Genomic DNA, 18,583 nt, shown 5'->3' with positions numbered 1-18,583 from the left:
CCGCGGGCGCAGGAGCGAGCCGCGGAGGGGAGCGAGCCATGACATCGAACACGCCTGACGCGCGGCCCTCGGCGCCCCCGGCGCGCGCGCCGCTCGCGCCGCTCCCGGCGCTCCCGGCCGCCGAGGCGGTGATCGTCGGCGCCGGGGCGCGCGCGCCGAACGGGCTCACCGCGCTCCAGGTGACGATGAGCGTACGCGCGCTCAAGATGGATCCGCGCGAGTCGCACATGGTCGATCGCGCCGGCGAGCCCATGGTGACCTGCCGCCTGCCGTCGATCGGCGACCACGTGACCGGGCTCGATCGGCTCGTCGCCCTCGGCGGCCCCGCGCTCACGCAGGCCGCCTTTCCGTGGCTGTCGGCCGAGCGGCAGCGGCGGCGGGCGGCGCGCCCGCTGCCGGTCATCGTGGCGCTGCCGCCGAGGAGCCGCCCCGGCTTCGACCCGCGCATCGAGTCGCAGCTCCTCGCCGGCCTCGAGGCGCGCTCGCAGGTGCCCATCGACCACGCGCGCTCGGCCCTGGTGCTCGGGTGCCGCGGCAGCGCGGCGCAGGCCTTCGAGATCGCGCTCGAGCGCCTCGGCGCCGGCGAGCACGACGCGGTGGCGGTGGGCGGGGTCGACAGCTTCTTCGACCCCGACGCGCTCGAGTGGCTCGACGGCGAGCTGCGCCTGCACTCGATGCGCACGGAGAACGGCTTCATCCCGGGCGAGGGGGCGGGCTTCGTCGTGCTCGCGGCCCGCGGGCGCGCGGGCTCCCTGCCGCGCCTCGGGCAGGTGCTCGCCGCCGCGGTCGCGGCCGAGCCGCGGCCGTACGGGTCGGACGAGCCGTGCCTCGCCCTCGGCATCACGTCGGCCGTCAAGCGGGCGGCCGCGGCCCTCGGCCCGAAGGCGCGGCGGATCCCGTGGGTGATGAACGACGTCGTGAACGAGCGGCACCGCGTCGACGAGTGGAGCTACGTCATGGCGCGGGCCTTCGAGGCCTTCACGCCCGACGTGATCTGCGAGCAACCGCTCCTCAAGACCGGCGATCTCGGCGCCGCCAGCGCGCCGGTCATGCTCGCGATGGCCACGGTCCGGTGGGGTACGCGCTGCGCGCCGGGCGACTGCGTGCTCATCGGCGCCCACTCCGAGGGGCCCGAGCGCGGCGCGCTCCTCGCCAGCCTCGAGCCGGCCCGATGAGCTCCTCGAGCGCGCCCCCGCCCGCCGAGCCCGGGAAGAACGCGGCCGTGCTGGCCCAGCGGGCGGTGGAGGACGCGCTCGCCCTGGTGCCGGAGATCCCGTTCCAGATGGACCGCGCCGGCGTCGGCGAGCGGCTGCGCCGGGCCGTGCAGTGCGGTTACGCGGTGCTCGACAGCGACGTGCTGGCGCCGGTCCACCACGACGGGCTGACCGAGGCGGCGGCGCTCGTGCGCGAGGCGCGCGCGCTGCTCGCGCAGGCTGGGGATCGCCGCGAGGCGCCGGCGCTCGACCGGGCGATCGGCGGGCTCGATCTGGCCGCGTCGGCGCTCGCGCTGGGCGCGACCGCCGTGGCGCAGATCCAGCTCGCGCGCCGGAGCGAGCTCACGGGCGGCGGCCCCCGGTCGAGCGAGCCGCCGCGCGAGCGGCCCTTCCGCGCGAGCCAGGGCACCCCGTCGCTGCACGCGTTCGCGCGGCGCCCGCTCGTCCCGGAGCTCTCGCTCGACCCGGTCGTCCCGCTGCGCGAGGCGCAGCCGCCGCCGCGCAAGCTGAAGCCGCCCGCGACGCTCGACGCGCTCAAGGCGTTCGCGGCGGCGGCCGCGACGGGCGAGCTAGAGAAGAAGCTCGGCGAGGCCGGCGAGGGCGGCGAGGGCGAGGACCGCGCGCCGGAGCCGCCCGCCGAGGAGCCGCCCCGCTTCGTGCACGAGCCCGCGATCGAGGAGGCGGAGATGCTCCGGCGCCTCGGGCGCGACTGCCTCGAGGACATCGCCATCCACCGCGATCTGCGCAAGCCGAACGCCATCGAGACGTGGCTGGACCAGGAGCCCTTCGAGCAGCGTCTGCTCGACAACCTCGACTGCTTCGCCAGCGTGGGCGCCGCGGCGCTGCCGCTCGTGTCGCTCTACTTCGCGGAGGCGAAGACGCCGGATCCGGGGCGCGCGTTCGCCGTGGCGCTGACGCTCGGCGCGATCGAGGGCCGCGACACGGTCGACGCGGCGGTGGCCACGCTGAAGCACAGCGCGCCGGAGACGTACCCGGGGTGGATCGAGGGCCTCTGGCTCGCGCCGAACCCCGAGATCGACGCGGCGATGGTCGAGCTCGCGACGGGCCCGCGCGCGCCGCTCGCCGCCGTGGCGCTCGAGGTGCTCGCGCTCCGGCAGGCGGTGCCGTTCGACCTGGCGTCGCGGCTCGCGTGGTCGGAGCGGCCCGAGCTCGCGGAGCGCGCGGTCCGCGCGCTCGCCGCGGCGGGCCCGCGCGACGGCGCCGTCGAGGTGATCGAGGGTGTGCTCGCGCGCACGGGCAGCGACGCCGTGTTCCTCGCCGCCGCCGAGGCGGCGATGCGGCGCGGGCACGGCCCGGCGCGCTCGCTCCTGCGCGCGACGCTTTCGGACCGGGCGAGCCCGGCGCGCGCCGCGGGCGCCGCGTGGCTCCTGTGCCTCGGCGGGCACGGGGACGACCTCGGGCCGCTGCTCGCCGGCGTGGCCGCGGCGCCGAGCGCGCAGCTCGTGCGCGGCCTCGGGCGCTTCGGGCACGTCGGCGCGCTCGGCTTCTTGGTGAGCCTGCTCGGCTCCGGCGACGAGCCGCTCGTGGAGGCGGCGGCCGAGGCGCTCGAGCGGATCACGGGCGCGGGGCTGCGCGAGACGGTCGAGGAGCCGTGGGAGGTGGAGCTGCCTCCCGAGGTCGAGGCGGCGGTCGAGGCCGAGGCGCTGCCGATCCCCGTGCGCAAGGTCGAGAAGGTCGTCACCGACCCCGCGCGGTGGGAGGCGCACCTGCGGCGCAACGCGCGCCGGTTCGATCCGGAGGTGCGCATGCGCGGCGGGAGGCCGTTCACGGTGCTGTCGATCGTCGACGAGCTCGAGGCGAGGTCGACGCCGCCGCCGCGCCGCCACGAGGCTGTGCTCGAGCTCTGGATCGCGACGGGGATGGTCTCTGCGTTCTCGCCCGACGACTGGGTCGAGCGGCAGCGCGCCCACCTGGCGGAGCTCCGCGAGCGCGTGAGCGCCGAGGGTTTCCCTGCGGGCCGGTGGGCGTTCGGGCTGACGCGCAGCAGCCTGCCCCCGCCTCCCGCCGCGCCCGTGCCGAAGCTGCCGTTCTCCTCGACGATGGCGCTCCACATACCGGCGGCGCCGGCGGGAGCGCTGCCGTTCGCCCCGCCGCCGGGCGCGGCGCCCCCGCGCGCGCCGTCGTCCGTGCGGCCGACCGACGACCGCGCGCTGCCGTTCGTGCCGCCGCTGCCGGCGCCGCCCGCGTCCTCGTCGCCCGCGCCGCCGCCTTCCTCGCGGTTGCCGTCTCCGCCGCCTTCGGCGCAGGCCGCCTCGCCTTTCGTGGCGCCGGCGGAGGGGGCGCTCCCGCCGGCGCCTCCGTCCGTGTCCGGCGCTCGCTCCTCGGTTCCAGCTGCCGGCGACGCGCCGTCCTTCGCCACGACGCGCGTCGGGGTGCTGCCGCCAAGGGAAGAAGAGCTGGCGCCGCCGATGTCGGGCGGCGCGCCGCCTGCGCAGCGCGACGTCCTGCCGTTCAAGAGGTCTGCTGCCGCCGAACCGGCGCCCGCAGGCGCGGATGTGAGGCAGTCCCTCGGCGGGTTGCCGTTCAAGGCGGCGGCGCCCGCCGTACCCGCGAGCGCGGATGTGAGTCCGCCTCAAGGCGGGTTGCCGTTCAAGGCGGCGGCGCCCGCCGTACCCGCGGGCGCGGATGTGAGGCCACCTCAAGGCGGGTTGCCGTTCAAGGCGGCGGCGCCCTCCGTACCCTCAGGAGCGGATGCGAGGCAGTCCCTCGGCGGGTTGCCGTTCAGGGCGCCGGTGCCCGCCGCGCCGACGCTCACGCTCGAGCAGCACGCGTGGATCTCGGCCCGGCGCGTTGTCGAGCCGGCGAGGAGCGCCGAGGTGCTCGCGCAGCAAGGCATCGCGGGCGAGGACGCCTGGCTCGCGGCCGACCGCGCGTGGCAGCAGCGCCTGAGCGCCGACCGGGCGCTCTATGAGCGATGGCTTCAGCTCATTGCCTATTACCGGGGGCCGGGGCTCCGGTGACGCCACGCGCCCCCGACGTGACGCAGCAACCCGACCCAGGTTGAGCAAGGGGGCGGCAACTCGATCCAGGTTGGGGTAGTCGGGGGTAGTCGGCCACGGAGGCCGACGGCGCCCGATTTCGACGCTGAGATCCGCGGTTTCGGCTAGACTGTACGTCAAACATGCTTCGCCATATCGAGGGCGTTATCCGCGGTCTCGGCGCTCGGGTATCGATCGTGCTGCTCGCCTCCTGCGCTGGTGGATCGATGACTGCCGGGGCTGGCGGCGATGGGGGCGCCGGCGGCGGCACAGGCGCCCACAGCGGGGGCACGGGGGGCGCCGGCGGCGGGGGCGGGAGCGGTCCGAGCACGCCACCCTACATGGACGGGGGCTACTCGATCAGGACGTATGGCCAGGTCGAGTTCCAGGGGTCGACCTACCGCGTGTCCAGCGCCGTGCACGAGCGCTACGTCAACACGCCGAAGGATCACCCGTTCACGGAGACCGACACGCACTACGTGGTGGAGAGCGATTTCGACTTTCCCTACATCCCAGGCGTCACGGACGATCTCATCCGTTATCCCGGGCAAAAAAACCTCGGGTGGGCGACCGGCGAGACCAACGACGTGGAGGCCCGCGTCATCGCGGCTGGAGGGCTCCCGCTGCTTTACCACGTGCTGCCAGCGCACGAGTACGGCTACTTCGTCGACACGCGAGACGCGATGGGCGGCGCGGAGACGGCCTTCCGTCCGGCGTGGCTCTGGCAGCGCCAGGACGACGGCGGGTATGAGCTGTTCACGATCGACCTCGACGACCCCGACAGGTATGGCTTCGCGTGGCCGAGGTTCCGTTGGCCCTGGAGCTTCGACGAGAACCTCTTCGGGTTCCAGGTCGACGCAGCGGGCCGCGTCTACGTGCCCAAGGGCGTGGCCCTCGCCCGCCCGACTTGGGACGCCGCGTCGACGTGTGTGCTCATCAACCTGTCGAGCGATCTCGTCTCCGAGACGCGCACGCAGTTCCCTGGGGACGAGGATTATTATCTCGGGAACACGTTCCTGCCCGGCGAGGGGAGCATCATGACGTCGGGGCACATCTACTGGGGTCTGAAGGGCCAGCCGATGTGGGAGGCGGACGCGTGGGAGGCCGACTCGCCGGGCGGCAACTTCCGCAAGCCCATGGGCGCGGGGTGCGGCCCGGAGCCCTACGTCAACCCCGATAAGCTGCTTTATGGGCTGTCCATCAACCACGCCGAGGGCTTCACCGATCCCACCCAGCAGGCAGCGCACGCCGGCGAGATCTCCGCCGCCCAGCTCTACCGCGCCACCGTGTACAAACAGGCGCCGGATGGTGCGATCCGCAAGCAGGTGATGTTGTCCTACGAGCCGCGCCCGGACGGCACCTTCTGGCCCACCTACGAGGACAAGGACACCTCCGCCGAGTACGAAGGCGATGTGATCGTGTGGGACACGGAGCGGAACCGCTCGGGTTACATCAGCTATGCCGCGCCCGGCGACGGGGAGCGGCTGGTCGTCGTCATCGAGGACCTTTGACGCCCGCAGGCAGGTCATGAAGAGGTGGGCCAGGACGGAGCTCGTCGGGGCGGCGATCGCGTGCGCTCGCCGCCAGCTACGTTCCTGCCGAGGGCGCGGCGGCCTGCGTCCGCCGGGCTGCGGCCGGCGCGTCGCGCTAGGATGCCAGCGCGAGGGCGAGCAACGATGGACCTCCTCCACGCCATGCAGGTGTTCCGGCGCGTCGTCGAGCTGCGGAGCTTCTCCGCCGCGGCGCGCGATCGAGGGCTCTCCAGCGCCGCGGTGAGCAAGCAAGTGGCGGCGCTGGAGGAGCGGCTCCGCACGAGGCTGCTGAACCGCACGACCCGGAGCGTGTCGCTGACGAGCGCGGGCGCCGCGTACTACGAGCGGTGCGTGCGCCTCCTCGACGAGCTGGAGGAGACCGAGCAGTCGCTCTCCGGCGCCGAGGCCGCGGCGACGGGCACGCTCCGCGTGAACGCGCCGACGGGGTTCGGCGTGATGCACATCGCGCCGCTGCTCCCCGACTTCCTCCGCCGCTTTCCGGAGATCGAGCTGGAGCTCTCGTTCACGGACCGCTTCGTCGACGTCGTCAAGGAGGGCGTCGACGTCGTCATCAGGATCACGTCCGCGCTGCCGGATTCCGCGACGCTCACCGCGCAGCGCCTCGCGCGCGCGCGGCACGTGGTGTGCGCGTCGCCGGCCTACCTGCGGCGGCGCGGCGTGCCGAAGACGCTCGAGGACCTCGCCGGGCACGACTGCATCGTCTACGCCGTGGCGCGACCGCGCGGAGAGTGGCAGTTCGTCGGCCCGGACGGGGCGAGGACCGTGAAGGTGTCGGGCAGGCTCGTGACCAACAACAGCCTGGCGATCCGCGAGGCGCTCCTCGGCGGGACAGGCCTGGCGCTGCTGCCCTCCTTCTATGTCGAGCCCGACCTGCAAAGCGGGAAGCTGCGCGCCGTGCTCGCCTCGTACGAGCCGCGCGCGCTGTTCGTGTACGCGGTGCACCAGCGGTCCAGGTACCTTTCCCCGAAGGTGCGGGCGCTGGTCGACTTTCTTCGCGAGCGCTTCGCAGAGGCCGACTGGGCGGTGCGTTGACGCGGGTTTGTTTCCCGGGAGGAAAAACTAAGTTCATTCAATCGCGAATTGTTATCTGGCGGTGAACGATGCAGGTTGCTCCTCGAAGACGAAAGGAGACCGTAATGACTCACCTGCTCAGCCCCCTGCCTCTCGGCGCGATCGATCTCTCGAACCGGGTGATCATGGCGCCGATGACGCGCTCCCGCGCGGACGACGCGGGCGTCGTCGGCGAGATCACGGCCACGTACTACGCGCAGCGCGCGAGCGCAGGGCTCATCATCAGCGAGGGGATCTTCCCCTCGGCGATGGGCAAAGGCTATATCCGCACGCCGGGCCTCGCGACGGACGCGCAGGCCGCCGCCTGGAGGCGCGTGACCGACGTGGTGCACGCGCGAGGCGGGCGCATCTACGCGCAGATCATGCACGCCGGCCGCATCTCGGACCCGTCGTTCTTGCCCGGATCGGCGGCGCCCGTCGCGCCGAGCGCGGTGCAGCCGAAGGGCGCGTCGTACACGGACGAAGGGATGAGGCCGTTCGTGATGCCCCGCGCGCTCGACACGGCCGAGGTTGAAGGGGTGGTCGACGAGTACGCCCGGGCGACGGAGCGCGCGTTCGCCGCGGGTTTCGACGGGGTCGAGCTGCACGCCGGGTCGGGGTACCTGCCGGAGCAGTTCCTGTCCTCGGGGACGAACCGGCGGAGCGACCGGTACGGGGGCTCGCTCGAGAATCGACTGAGGTTCACGCTGGAGGCGCTCGAGGCGATGGCGTCCGTCCGCGGAGCGGGGCGGGTCGGCATCAAGATCGCGCCCGAGATGGGGTTCAACGACATCATGGACGATTCGCCCGTCGAGACGTACACGGAGCTCGTCCGGGTGATCTCGTCGATGGGCCTTTCGTACCTGCACGTGGCGGTCGTGGATCCGACGAAGGATTACCATGAGAGGCTGAGGCCTCTCTTCGCGGGCGCCTACCTCGCCGGGGCCGGGTTCTCGCAGGAGAGCGCCGAGGCGATGCTCGCGCGAGGGGGGGCGGACGCGGTCGTGTTCGGGGCCTCGTTCGTCGCGAACCCCGATCTGCCGGAGCGCTTTCGCAGGCGGGCGCCGCTCGCGACCCCGGACCGCGCGACGTTCTACACGCCGGGGCCGAAAGGATACATCGACTATCCGGCGCTCGGCGCCGCGTAGGGCGGCGGCAACCCGGCGGGTAACCCGACCGAGGTTGCGCCCGACCCAGGTTTCGGGGGGCCCGGGGTAACCCGACCGAGGTTGCGGCGACCGGGTAACCCGACCGAGGTTGCGACCCGACCCAGGTTTCGGGGGGCCCGGGGTAACCGCGACCGAGGTTGCGGGGTAACCCGACCGAGGTTGCGACCCGACCCAGGTTTTGGGGCGACCCGACCCGGGGCGACCCGACCGAGGTTCGTCGTCGCGAGCGACCTGACCCAGATTGCGGCTGTGGGCTCGGCAACCCAACGCAGATTGGTGAGCATGGCGGAAATCGGCGGAAATCCGCGTCCGCCACCCAGGGGGCGCGGGCAACTATGCGAAATCGTTCGCGCCAGCCCACGGCACAGTGCTTGTCTATGTGCTCCGGCCATGAGCCAACCTCGCGAGATCGTTCCAGGCGCCACCTACCTCATCACCCGTCGCGTCGTGCGCCGGCACCTCCTGTTCCGGCCCGATGCGGCGATCAACCAGCTCTTGATCTATGTCCTTGCTGTCTCAGCCCGCCGTTACGGCGTTCAGATCCATGCCCTTTGCGCGATGTCGACGCACCTGCACCTCGTGGTGACGGATGCGCAAGGCGTCCTGCCGCGCTTCTTGCAGTTCTTTCATCGCATCGTCGCGCTCGGTACGAAGGTGCTGCGCAAGTGGGAAGGGGCGGTATGGGACCACGAGACCACCAGCGTGGTACGGCTCCTGACGCACGCGGCGGTGGTGGAGAAGATCGCCTACGTGCTCGCGAATCCAGTGGCCGCTGGTCTCGTCCGGCGTGCGAGGGAATGGCCTGGCGTCAAGGTGGATGTAGATGAGATCGGACGTGGCGCGCTGCATGCGGCGCGACCCTCGGTATATTTCAACCCGAAAAATCCGCAGTGGAGCGAGGAAATGACGCTCGCGATTGCGCTGCCACCTGCTGTAGAACAGGGCAACGCCGAACAAGGCAACGCCGAACAAGGCAACGCCGATGGCTTTCGCGGTCAGGTAGCCGCCGAGCTGGAGCGGCTGGAGGCGCGGGCGCATGCGGATGTGAACCGGCAGGGGGGCCGCTTCTTAGGGGCCGAGCGAGTCAGCAAGATCTCGCCGTACCAGCGAGCCACGAGCTTCGAGGCGCTGCGTGAACGCAATCCGACGTTCGCTGTGGGTCGTGAGCAGGGGGGCGCATGGCGAACCGCTGCGTCCGCCGTGCGAGCGTTTCGCGCTTCGTACCGCGCGTCGCTCGAACAATGGTGTGCTGGCTTGCGTAATGCGGTATTCCCGTCGGGGACTTGGTGGATGCGCACATTTCACGGTGCCAGCGTGAACGATGTGGTGCTCGCCATGTAGGTCACGTGCGGGAGCGCAACAGCGAGAAGGTCAGTGACGGGGCCGCGAGGACGGGCGGTCCTGATTGCTGAACGGGCCGCAACCCGGGTCAGGTGTGATCCTGGTAACTCAGATCCGGCTTGGGTCGCGGATTCCGGATTCGGATCAACCAGGGCCGAGTCGGGGGTGCCGCGGGCCGTTGCCGCAACTCGGGTCGGGTTTCCAGCCCGGGTGTACTTTTTAATCAGCCTGGGTCGGGCCGGCTCTGCTCTGCCGCTCTGCCGAATCAACCTGGGTCGGGCCGGCTCTGCTCTGCCGCCGAATCAACCTGGGTCGGGCCGGCTGCTCTCCTAATCAACCTGGGTCGGCTGCCTCGGGTGCCTAATCAACCTGGGTCGGCTGCCTCGGGTGACTCTGGTCACTTCCTATCGTCGCGGTCGCTCACGAGCCTCCGCCACAGGGCGCCGAGCCCGTGGGTGAAGATCGATCGATGATCTTCCTCGTCCTCGACGGCGTTCGGGTCAAACGGCAGCGCCTGCGGATCGACGACCGCCAGGGCCGCGCGCTGTTTCTCGTCCGGGGACGGGTGGATCCTGAGCCGCCCGTCGCGCCGGGCCGCGCGGTCGTCGAACTCGGCGACCAGGTCCGCGCCGCAGTGGAGATCGTCCACGCCGAGGTGCTCGGCCATCAGTCCGAGCCGGGCTGTGCAGATCGAGCGGCCGAGCGCGTCGCCTGGATCCTCCGTCTCGAAGGAGGCGTTGAGCTCCGTGTCGATCGCGCAACTCCGGTTCGTGAGGTTGGCCGAACCCACGTTGAGGAAGCGGTCGTCGACGATCATCACCTTGGAGTGGATGTAGGTTGCGCGCGGCGGCTCGCCCTCGCCCTCGTGCGCCGGAACCGTGTAGTAGATGCCGAGCGCATGGCCCGTGCCCGCCGCCGCCTTGCGCAGGTCGTCGATGACCTTCGCCTGCGCGAGCCCGACCGCCACCTCTTCCTTCAGCGTCTCGGCGCGCATATTGAGCACGATGACGACCTGCAGCGGCGCCCCACCGCCCCTCTGCAAGCGCCGGATCAACGCCTCGCTCACCTCGCGCGAGCTGAAGTACTGCGTCTCGATGTAGATCGACCGCTCCGCGCGGGCGATCGCATCCACGTAGAGGTCGCAGACCTCCCGGCAGCCCTCGGTCCCGGTGGGCGCGCCCCGCGGGTCGGTCCTGCTCAGCGCCACCCGCCCGGACGCGAGCCGGATCGCGCTCTCCGGCGCGTAGTCGTCGCCGAACGTCGCGCCCCCGGGCTCCGGGAGCTCGATCGGCTCACCGCAGGCGGCGCTCCAGCGCGCCGTGAAGAGCTCCGCGAGGCTGCCGCTCACCTCGCGGCCCTGGAGGTAGGCCTGGACGTCGTGGAACGGCTTGTGCGGCTCGCCGCGGCTCAGCCGGAGCGGGTTCTCCTCCAGATGGCGCCGGGTGTCCCAGCGGTCGTTGCAGAGATCCAGCCCTCCGAGAAATGAGAGCTCGCCGTCGATGACGACGAACTTCTGGTGATGACATCCCTTGTCGACGTGGCTGCTGTCGAAGCGGAAGCGCAGCCGCTCGTTCGTCGTCCATTCGAAGACGATCTTCTGGAGCCACTCGCGCTCGATCGCGAAGACCACGTGGAAATCCCAGGCGAGGATGTAGATCTGGAGCTCGGGCGTCCTCTCGCAGAGGCTGTCGAGGAACTTGAGCAGCGTCACCGGCGCGGGCGCGCCTTCCGCCTCCTCCCCGCGGAGCAGGCAAGCGTCGCTGTCGAACTGCCAGCCTGACAGCAGGATGTAGCGGCGCGCCTTGAGCGCCGCGTCGTAGAAGGCGCGGTAGTAATCGGCGCCGTCGATGAGCAGGCCGGCGCACCGCACCGGCCGCTCGCACCATACGTTCTGCCCGGGAGAGAGGATTCGCGGCATGGCCCTCCGTACCCAGGTTGCCGCGCGGATGCTACGCCGGCGAGCGGTCCGGCCGCCGGCGCCCCGGGGTCGCTTCGCCCTGGGCGGGGGCCGCGATCAGCGCTGCGAGAGCAGCGTCCGGCAATCCGGGCGGGTATTTCGCGGATTGCCGACCACCGGGCTCATCGGATCCTGCGGCCGGAGGCGAGGGAAGGTGGGACTCGGCGGCGGCAGTGACGCGCGCGCGGCGCGCATCGTGGAGCATGCGGGGGCAGCTCGCGCGGCGCCGACCGGGATGGCGGACCCGACAGGAGATGACCCTCCTCGACCAGGACACGCGTCGTGGGCTACATTCACCGCGCGCGCTGGCGCCAGGTGGAGGATCGCGTGGACACAACGACGAGGACACCCGCAGAGCTGCTCCGCATCTTTTACCGAGCCATGGATGAGCCGAACCCGGCGCTCCTCGAGGAGCTCTTCACCGACGACGCCGAGGCCCACTTCCCGGGCATCGAGGTGACCGGCACCGCCGCCACCATCAAGGGCGCGCTGGAGGGGATGCTCTCGGCCGGGCTGCGCACGCAGCACGAGATCGGCCATCTGCTGGAGCAGGGCGAGGTCGCGATATGCGAGATGCGCACCATCAACACCGTCAACCAGGAGGTGTTCCACGTGCGCGGCGCCACCGTGTGCGAGGCGCGAGGCGGCCGGATCTGCCGGCTCGTGACCTACCTCGACGCGACCGAGATGCAGGCGTTCGTCTCCGCGCTCAACGCCGCGAACGTCTCGATGCTCTTCAAGAGGAGCGGAGCGCAGGGCCACGCGCCCCCGGGTCCCGCGCGGTGACCGGGCGGGCCGGAGCGGCTCGCCGCGCCGGCGGCGCCTGGATCCGGCGGCGCCGACGCAGCGCGGCGGCGAGGACCGCGAGCGCCAGCGCGCCGACCTCCAGCGGGCCCCGCGCACCCGGCTGCGCTGCCGCGCGGGGCGCGAGGCGGCAGCCGCCCGCGTCGAGGTAACCCCCGTTGGGGGGCGGCGGCACGCAATCGCCCGCCTCATTGCAGACGAACCCTTCGACGCAGCTCTGGACCGATTTGCAGGGCCTCATCTGCTGCCCGGTCCCAGGCGAGCAGGCGTAAGGCGGGTAATCGGGGTGCAGCGGCGTGCAGACGCCATCCGCGGAGGCGCCCCGGTGATCTGCGCACGCCTCGCAGAGATAGATAGTGCAGGGCCGGTCGCAGCAGACACCATCGGCGCAGAAGCCGCTCCGACATTCCGCCGCCGTCGCGCAGGCGCTGCCGTCTGGCATTTGCTGGAACAGCTCGGCCGCACGTTGAACCGTCGAGCCAGTGCCGACGCCGCCGGCGACGAGGATCCGCCCGTCCGCCAGCGGCGTGGCGGTGTGCCGGTAACGCGGCGTGTGCATGGACTCCATGGGCGACCACCTGCCGGAGGCCGGGTCGAACGTCTCGGCGTTGTCGACCTGGATGGGATCCACGTCGAGCACGCTTGCTCCGCCGGCGACGAGCACCCAGCCGCCGGCGAGCGGCGTCGCGGTGTGTGCTGTGCGCGTGATGGGCATGGGCGCGAGGGGCAGCCATGTGCCGAAGGCAGGATCGAGCGCCTCGACGCTGGCGAGCACTCCTTCGAGGCCAAAACCTCCGGCGACGAGCAGCCGTCCGTCCGGCAGCGGCGTCACGCTGCCCTCACCACGGCCCGCGACCATACGTCCGAAGGGCAGCCATGTGTCGGACGCCAGGTCGAGTACCTCGCTGCTGCCGTTCGAGCCTTCGACGCCATAACCCCCGGCGACGAGCAGCCGTCCGTCCGGCAGCGCCGCCGCGATATGCTCGTAGCGTGCGCTCGCCATGTGCGGGAGGTAACGCCATTCGCCGGAGCTCGGGTCGAATAGCTCGCTGCTGTCGAGCGGCCCGTCATGGCCATGCCCTCCGGTGACGATCAGCCGCCCGTCCGGAAGCGGCGTCACGCGGTGCCCGACCCGGGCGGTTTTCATGGGCGCGGCGGATTGCCACGCGCCGGAGGCCGGGTCGAACACCTCGGTGGTGTTTTCTATCGTCTCGGCCTCCTGCCACGTGCGGGCGCCGCCGGCGACGAGCAGCCGCCCGTCCGGCAGCGACGCCACGATATGCCCGTACCGGGCGGTGCTCATGGACGCGACGGGGGCCCACGCGCTGGAGACCGGGTCGAACACCTCGGCGTTCCTGAGGATCTCCTCGCTGTCGGTCTCGCCCATCCCGCCCGCGACGAGCACCCGCCCATCCCGCAGCGGCGTGGCGGAGTGATGGGAGCGGGCGGTGATCATGGGATCGGCGGAGAGCCACGTGCTGGACGCCGGGTCGTACACCTCCGCGCTGTCGAGCCCCACTTGCTGGCCTGCGCCGCCGGCGACGAGCACCCGTCCGTCTCGCAGCGACACCGCGGCGGCCTGGAAACGCGCGACGACCGTGGGACCGGTCAGCTTCCACGACCCCTCGGCCGGATCGAACACCTCGGCGGTGGAGACCGGTCCCGTGCCGTCATTGCCGCCGGTGACGAGCACGCGTCCATCCCGCAGCCGTGTGGCGGAATGCTCGGTGCGCGCGACCGCCATGGTGGCCTCGATCGGCGACCACGAGTCGCCGGTCGGGTCGAACACGTCGGCCGTGCCGAGCAGCCCCGTATCGCCATAGCCGCCGATGACGAGCACGCGTCCGTCCCGCAGCCGCGTCGCGGTGTGAAAACTGCGGGCGCCGGGCATGGCGTCAAGCGCCGACCACGCGCCCGAGACCGGGTCGAACACCTCGGCGGCGTCGAGCGAGTTTACATCGTTGTACCCGCCGGCGGCGAGCACCCGCCCGTCCCGCAGCAGCGTGGCGCTGTGCGCGTGGCGGGCAGTGGGCATGGGATCGAGCGCCGACCATGCGCCTGAGACCGGATCGAACACCTCGACAGCGTCGAGCGTCCTCCTCTCACCAGGAGCGGGGCTCCCGCTGTCCTCAGGACCATCGTTGTCGGCAGCGTCAGACACGTTAACCCCACCAGCGACGACCACCCGTCCGTCCAGCAGCCGCGTCGCGGTATGGGCGTAGCGGTCGGTGGACATGGGACGGACCTGCGACCACGTTCCGGAGACTGGGTCGAACACCTCGGCGCTGCTCAGCGCGGGGCCGTGGATGGAACGCTCGACGCCGCCGGCGACGAGCACCCGTCCGTCGTTGAGCGCCGTCGCGGTGTGGCGGAAACGGCCGGTGATCATGGGGGTGGGCGGCGACCATGTGTCGGACTCCGGGTCGAACACCTCGGAGCTCGCGTTCGGTCCGTCAGGGCCAAACCCGCCGGCGACGAGCACCCTCCCGTCCCGCAGCAGCGTGGCGGTGGACCCGGCGCGGCGCGTGCTCATCCTCCGCTTGAGCTTCCAGCGCGGGTCCACCAGCGCCGTCTCGCCCTCGGCGTCCAGCCACAGCTCGATCTGCTCTCCGCGCGCGACGAGGCGTGTCCCGATCGGCCTCCCGCCCGCCGCGTACGCCTCCGGCGCCGTCACGCGGAGCTGGGCTGCCCCGCGCGCGTCGGCCACCTCCACGGCCTCGCCGTCCTGGCGCAGCGTCGCGCCGTCGACCAGCCAGGCGGCGGCGGGCGCGTCGCGCCGCACCGCGCTCGGATCGAGCAGCAGCCATTCCTCGTAGCCGTCCTCCAGGGCGGTCCAGAACGAGGTCCCGCCCGCCCGCGGGTAGGCCATCGCGCGCTCCGCGACCTCGCCGTCTCCCGCGGCGCCGAGCTCCCGCACCTGCGCCTCGGAGCCGTCCGGCAAGGGAAAGCGGAGGGCGTCGGCGCCATCGCTCGGGAAACGAGCGCGCAGCCCGGCCGCGCCGGCCGGAGCGGCGAGCGCATCTGCAGGCCGCATCGCCTCGAACACGTCGCCCGCCACGGTGAAGGCGACCGGCCCTTGAAGGATGGCGTCCGCCTGCTCGGGGAAGTGCCGCCGCAGGGCGCGCGCGTCGAGCGGGTCGGCGACGTCGCTGCAGCCGAGCAGCGTCGCCAGCGCGGCACTCCAGACGACCGCCAGCGTCCAGAGACGGTGCATTGAACCTCGAGCCGAGCGGTCCGTCGGCGGACGGGCCTTCCAGGGCCTCTTGAGCGATCCTTGCATTGTGTTCATCCTATCGTGCTCATCGCGGGCGAACGCCGACGGCGACGCCGGCGCCACCACGAGCGTGGCTTCATTGGAGCGGGTCTCCTGGAGCACCCTGGCTGCGAGGGGGCGGCGCCCGGCCGATCCACGGATCGGACTCCCCACGTCGGCTGAACGATGTTCGTTCGAGCTCCGGTCGCTCGAGCTCAGAAGGCGCCGCCGAGGCCGAAGGTGGCGCCGCCGGGCGCGAAGCCGACCTGGGGCGCGAGCCGGAGGCGGATGTAATCGTAGCTCTCCGGCTTGTGCTCCTCGTACGCGAGGACGGCGATGTCGACGATGTTGGCTGCGAGCAGGCCAGCGCAGCCGCCGAAGAAAAAGCCGACGGCGACGGGCTCGACGTGGCGGCCGACTTCGGCTCCGCTCGCGAGCGCTGCGCCGAGCGCGCCGCCGGCCAACGCGCCCCCGAAGTTGATGCCGAGGCTAGCAAAACCTTTACCGATGTTGCCGTGGCCCCAGTGGATGATCGGGCCGCCGAGCGCGAAGCCGCCGAAGCTCGCCAGGAGGAGCGGCGGGGCGTCGAGGACGACGGTCAGGGGCACGAGCAGGCCGCTCCCGCCGAGCACGACGATGTGCTGCCATCCGTACCAGGCGCGCTGCCCCTTGAGCATCGCGCCTGTGCCTTCGCTCCCGGGCTGCCACGGGCCAGGGCGCCAGCTGTAGGGCTGCGGGGGATACCCGGGCGGCGGATAACCCGCCGCGCCGGCCGGGGTCGGCGAAGGCACGCCCGCCGCCTCGCCCGCGGGCTGCGCAAGCGGCGCCACGGGCGACGGCGCCGCAAGCGGCGCCGCGGGCGACGGCGTCGCAAGCGGCGCCACGGGCGACGGCGCTGCAAGCGGCGCCGCGGGTGACGGCGCTGCAAGCGGCGCCGCGGGCGACGGCGCCGCGGTCGAGGCCGCCGGATCGGACCGAGGCGGCAGCGTCACGTCCGCCACCGGCGCGGTCGGGGCCGCCGGAGCGGGCCGCGGCTGCGGCGCTGGCGAGACCTGCGGCGCGGATCCAGGCGGCGGATCCGCCGCGTCCGCCTGACCCGCCGCCAAGGCCAGGGCCGCTGCGCAACACAGCCCGAGACCATCGCTCCATCTGCTCGTCACGCCGGTGCTCCTCACCTGTTCGTCTTCCGTTTGTTTACCTCCGAGCGCGCTCCCCTTGTACTCGAATGAGGGTCGCGTCCGTGCCCACGAGGCGTCCCGCTCTCTGAGCGCCCTCTCCTCAGGAGCGAGCGCCTCGAAGCCGCGCGCCGACCCAGGCGCACGGCAGCGCGATCGCGATGTTCGCGAGCGAGTACCAGGCGGGCCCGAACTCCCACATCAGGACGGCGCCGAGGGTGCTGACGGCGACGCCCACGACGCCGAGCGCGAGCGCGTGGCGCGTCGGGCGCGCCGGAGCGAGCCGGGCCGCGACGTAGCAGCCGGCGGCGTTGAAGACGATCCGGTAGGCGAGGGCCAGGACGAACAGCGCGTCGGCCATCCGCTCGCCGTGCGGCGGGAAGACGCCCGTGGCGTGCAACGCCAGGTCCACGGCCGTGGTGACGATGAAGGTCGACACGAGCCCGCCGAGCACGGCGCCGACGCTGCGGAGCGCGGTCCAACCCCGGGCGGGCGCGGTCGTGACCGTGAGTGATCCTTGGAGGGCTTCGATGGTGGTGTTCATGGTGTCCTCGTCCTCGTGATGTGCCGCCGCTCCCGGCGCCACACAGGGATGTCGGAGCCGCCGTCCCTCCCTCGACATCGCCGCGACGATTTTTCGGAGCGATCCGCCCGACCCAGGTCGAGTGATCCGTCGGAGCGCCCCGACACCGAACCAGGCCGGTTTATGTAATCTATCTAACGTGAATCGGCGTGGAAGTTCGCGGTCGGCGTGAGCGCCGGCGCGCGGCGCTGTGGGGCCATGGCGACCGCCTCCCTTCGGCTGCGCTGATCCGAGATGCTCGCGAGGCTGCGCAAGCGTCTGGCAGAGCAGGTGTAGAGGACACGCAGCGCGCGCTCACGGCGTCACCAGCTCCCGGACCTGCAGCGGCTTCCCGCCCGGCGCGTAACTCAGCAGCTGCCCCTCGGCTCCCTCGACCAGCAGCCGCCCCACCGGTCCGAAGATCTCCCGCAGCTCCCCTGCCGTGCAGGTTGGCAGGTAGACGCGCAGCACCCGCGGATCGTAGTACCGGAAATAGAGCGCTCTCCCCGCCTCGTCCTTCACGCGCAGGAGGCGCCGGAAGTGGCGGCGGAGCGCCTCCAGATCCGCCCGGCTCCACGCGAAGATCCCCACGCTGCGGCCCCAGCCCTGCTCGAGGATCCAGCGGGTGAACCGCGCCTTTCGGTCGAGTTGGACCAGGTACGGCGCGGCCTCGGCGAGGTCGTAGGGGATGTCGCCGGCGAAGAGGCACTCGTGCTCGAGCCGGCTGTCGTAAACCGCGCGATAGATGCGGCTGTCGCGCGCGCCGTCGAGCACTGCGTAGACGGAGGGCGCGGGGCTGCTGTCCTCCGGCAGGGCGAACAGCGCATCGAGCAGGCGCTCCACTGAGGGCGGATTCATTGAAGGCTCCTCGGCCGAGGGTCACCCCGCGGCGATGAACGGTACGCCGTTCGCGGCGGCCTCCCGGAGCGTCTGCGCCGAGGCGGCCGCGCGCTGGAGACAGGGCCAGCAGACGTCCTCCTGCTCCGGCGCTGGCGCGCGCGCCGGCTGGGCCGCCGGCGTGGCCGGCTCCTCCTCGACCATCTTGCCCCAGCTCGCGTGCGGCGTAGCCTGGAGCGCCGTGAGCCGCACCCTGCCCGCCGCCACGGCGCGCGCGAGCTGGTCCAGAACCTGGCCGTCCTCTGGCGGCGCCGACAGCGGAGGAGCGCCGGCGGCCACGAAGCGCCGCAACGCGGCCAGGTGCGCCGGCTCGGCGGCGAGCCGGTGGAGGAAGGAGCGCGCGGCGAGCGGATCCCGCAGGTGCACCGGTGTCCCTGCGGGCGGTTCCTCCCACCACCACCGGACATCGAGCCACTGGAAGCCCATCAGGCTCAGGCGCATGGTCGCCTCCCCCCGAGAGCGCCGGGAGGTTGAGGCCCCACGCTACACCGATTGGTTACCACGATGTCGATCTATCACGCGCCCGTGCGGACGGGGGACCCGACCCGACCCAGGTTGCGGAACCCGACCCAGGTTGCGGAACCCGGCGGAACCCGACCCAGGTTGCGA

Annotated in this window: 13 protein-coding genes; 7 read left to right on the top strand and 6 right to left on the bottom strand. The window is 72.2% G+C overall.

The genetic code is table 11. The features are described from left to right. Positions 1–38 precede the first annotated feature (38 nt). From WMF43_RS23505 to WMF43_RS23480, 6 genes are all read left to right on the top strand, one after another. Positions 39–1,175, top strand: coding sequence for a hypothetical protein (locus tag WMF43_RS23505; protein WP_437683364.1), 1,137 nt, complete (start codon positions 39–41; stop codon positions 1,173–1,175). Continuing rightward, positions 1,172–4,195 (top strand): hypothetical protein, encoded by a 3,024-nt coding sequence (locus tag WMF43_RS23500; RefSeq protein ID WP_437683363.1) that lies wholly within the window; start codon positions 1,172–1,174, stop codon positions 4,193–4,195. The genes WMF43_RS23505 and WMF43_RS23500 overlap by 4 nt, the downstream gene beginning before the upstream one ends. 245 nt (positions 4,196–4,440) lie before the next feature. Continuing rightward, positions 4,441–5,724 carry a hypothetical protein gene (locus tag WMF43_RS23495; RefSeq protein ID WP_437683362.1) on the top strand — a complete coding sequence of 428 codons (1,284 nt, stop codon included), beginning with the start codon at positions 4,441–4,443 and terminating at the stop codon, positions 5,722–5,724. Between the two features lie 165 nt (positions 5,725–5,889). Then, entirely contained in the window at positions 5,890–6,798 is a 909-nt protein-coding gene (locus WMF43_RS23490; RefSeq protein ID WP_437683361.1) for a LysR family transcriptional regulator, read from the top strand. A 104-nt stretch (positions 6,799–6,902) separates the two neighbouring features. After that, positions 6,903–7,964, top strand: a complete 1,062-nt coding sequence (locus WMF43_RS23485; RefSeq protein WP_437683360.1) for an alkene reductase — start codon at positions 6,903–6,905, stop codon at positions 7,962–7,964. A gap of 411 nt (positions 7,965–8,375) precedes the next feature. Next, positions 8,376–9,326 (top strand): transposase, encoded by a 951-nt coding sequence (locus tag WMF43_RS23480; protein ID WP_437683359.1) that lies wholly within the window; start codon positions 8,376–8,378, stop codon positions 9,324–9,326. Positions 9,327–9,723: 397 nt separating this feature from the next. On the opposite strand, the gene WMF43_RS23475 is transcribed toward WMF43_RS23480, so the two are convergent. Further along, on the bottom strand, positions 9,724–11,244 hold the full coding sequence (locus WMF43_RS23475; RefSeq protein WP_437683358.1) for a phospholipase D-like domain-containing protein: 1,521 nt from the start codon (positions 11,242–11,244) through the stop codon (positions 9,724–9,726). 366 nt (positions 11,245–11,610) lie between these two features. Between WMF43_RS23475 and WMF43_RS23470 the strand changes: the two genes are divergently transcribed. Then, complete coding sequence (locus WMF43_RS23470) at positions 11,611–12,069, top strand: nuclear transport factor 2 family protein (protein ID WP_437683357.1); 459 nt, start codon at positions 11,611–11,613, stop codon at positions 12,067–12,069. Here the strand turns inward: WMF43_RS23470 and WMF43_RS23465 are convergent. The 5 genes from WMF43_RS23465 to WMF43_RS23445 form a co-directional block, all read right to left on the bottom strand. After that, complete coding sequence (locus WMF43_RS23465; protein ID WP_437683356.1) at positions 12,020–15,301, bottom strand: Kelch repeat-containing protein; 3,282 nt, start codon at positions 15,299–15,301, stop codon at positions 12,020–12,022. The genes WMF43_RS23470 and WMF43_RS23465 overlap by 50 nt on opposite strands. Positions 15,302–15,555: 254 nt before the next feature. Further along, positions 15,556–16,131 (bottom strand): hypothetical protein, encoded by a 576-nt coding sequence (locus tag WMF43_RS23460; RefSeq protein WP_437683355.1) that lies wholly within the window; start codon positions 16,129–16,131, stop codon positions 15,556–15,558. A 487-nt stretch (positions 16,132–16,618) separates the two neighbouring features. Next, entirely contained in the window at positions 16,619–17,059 is a 441-nt protein-coding gene (locus tag WMF43_RS23455; RefSeq protein ID WP_437683354.1) for a hypothetical protein, read from the bottom strand. A gap of 333 nt (positions 17,060–17,392) precedes the next feature. Further along, on the bottom strand, positions 17,393–17,935 hold the full coding sequence (locus WMF43_RS23450; protein ID WP_437683353.1) for a DUF4123 domain-containing protein: 543 nt from the start codon (positions 17,933–17,935) through the stop codon (positions 17,393–17,395). 21 nt (positions 17,936–17,956) lie between these two features. Next, positions 17,957–18,415 (bottom strand): hypothetical protein, encoded by a 459-nt coding sequence (locus WMF43_RS23445; protein WP_437683352.1) that lies wholly within the window; start codon positions 18,413–18,415, stop codon positions 17,957–17,959. Between the last annotated feature and the right edge of the window lie 168 nt (positions 18,416–18,583).

The organism is Sorangium sp. So ce131 (genome assembly GCF_051519095.1).
In the GTDB taxonomy this organism is placed as follows: domain Bacteria; phylum Myxococcota_A; class Polyangia; order Polyangiales; family Polyangiaceae; genus Sorangium.
Note: the sequence above shows the minus strand (reverse complement) of the source record. Positions and strands in the feature narration are given on the sequence as shown.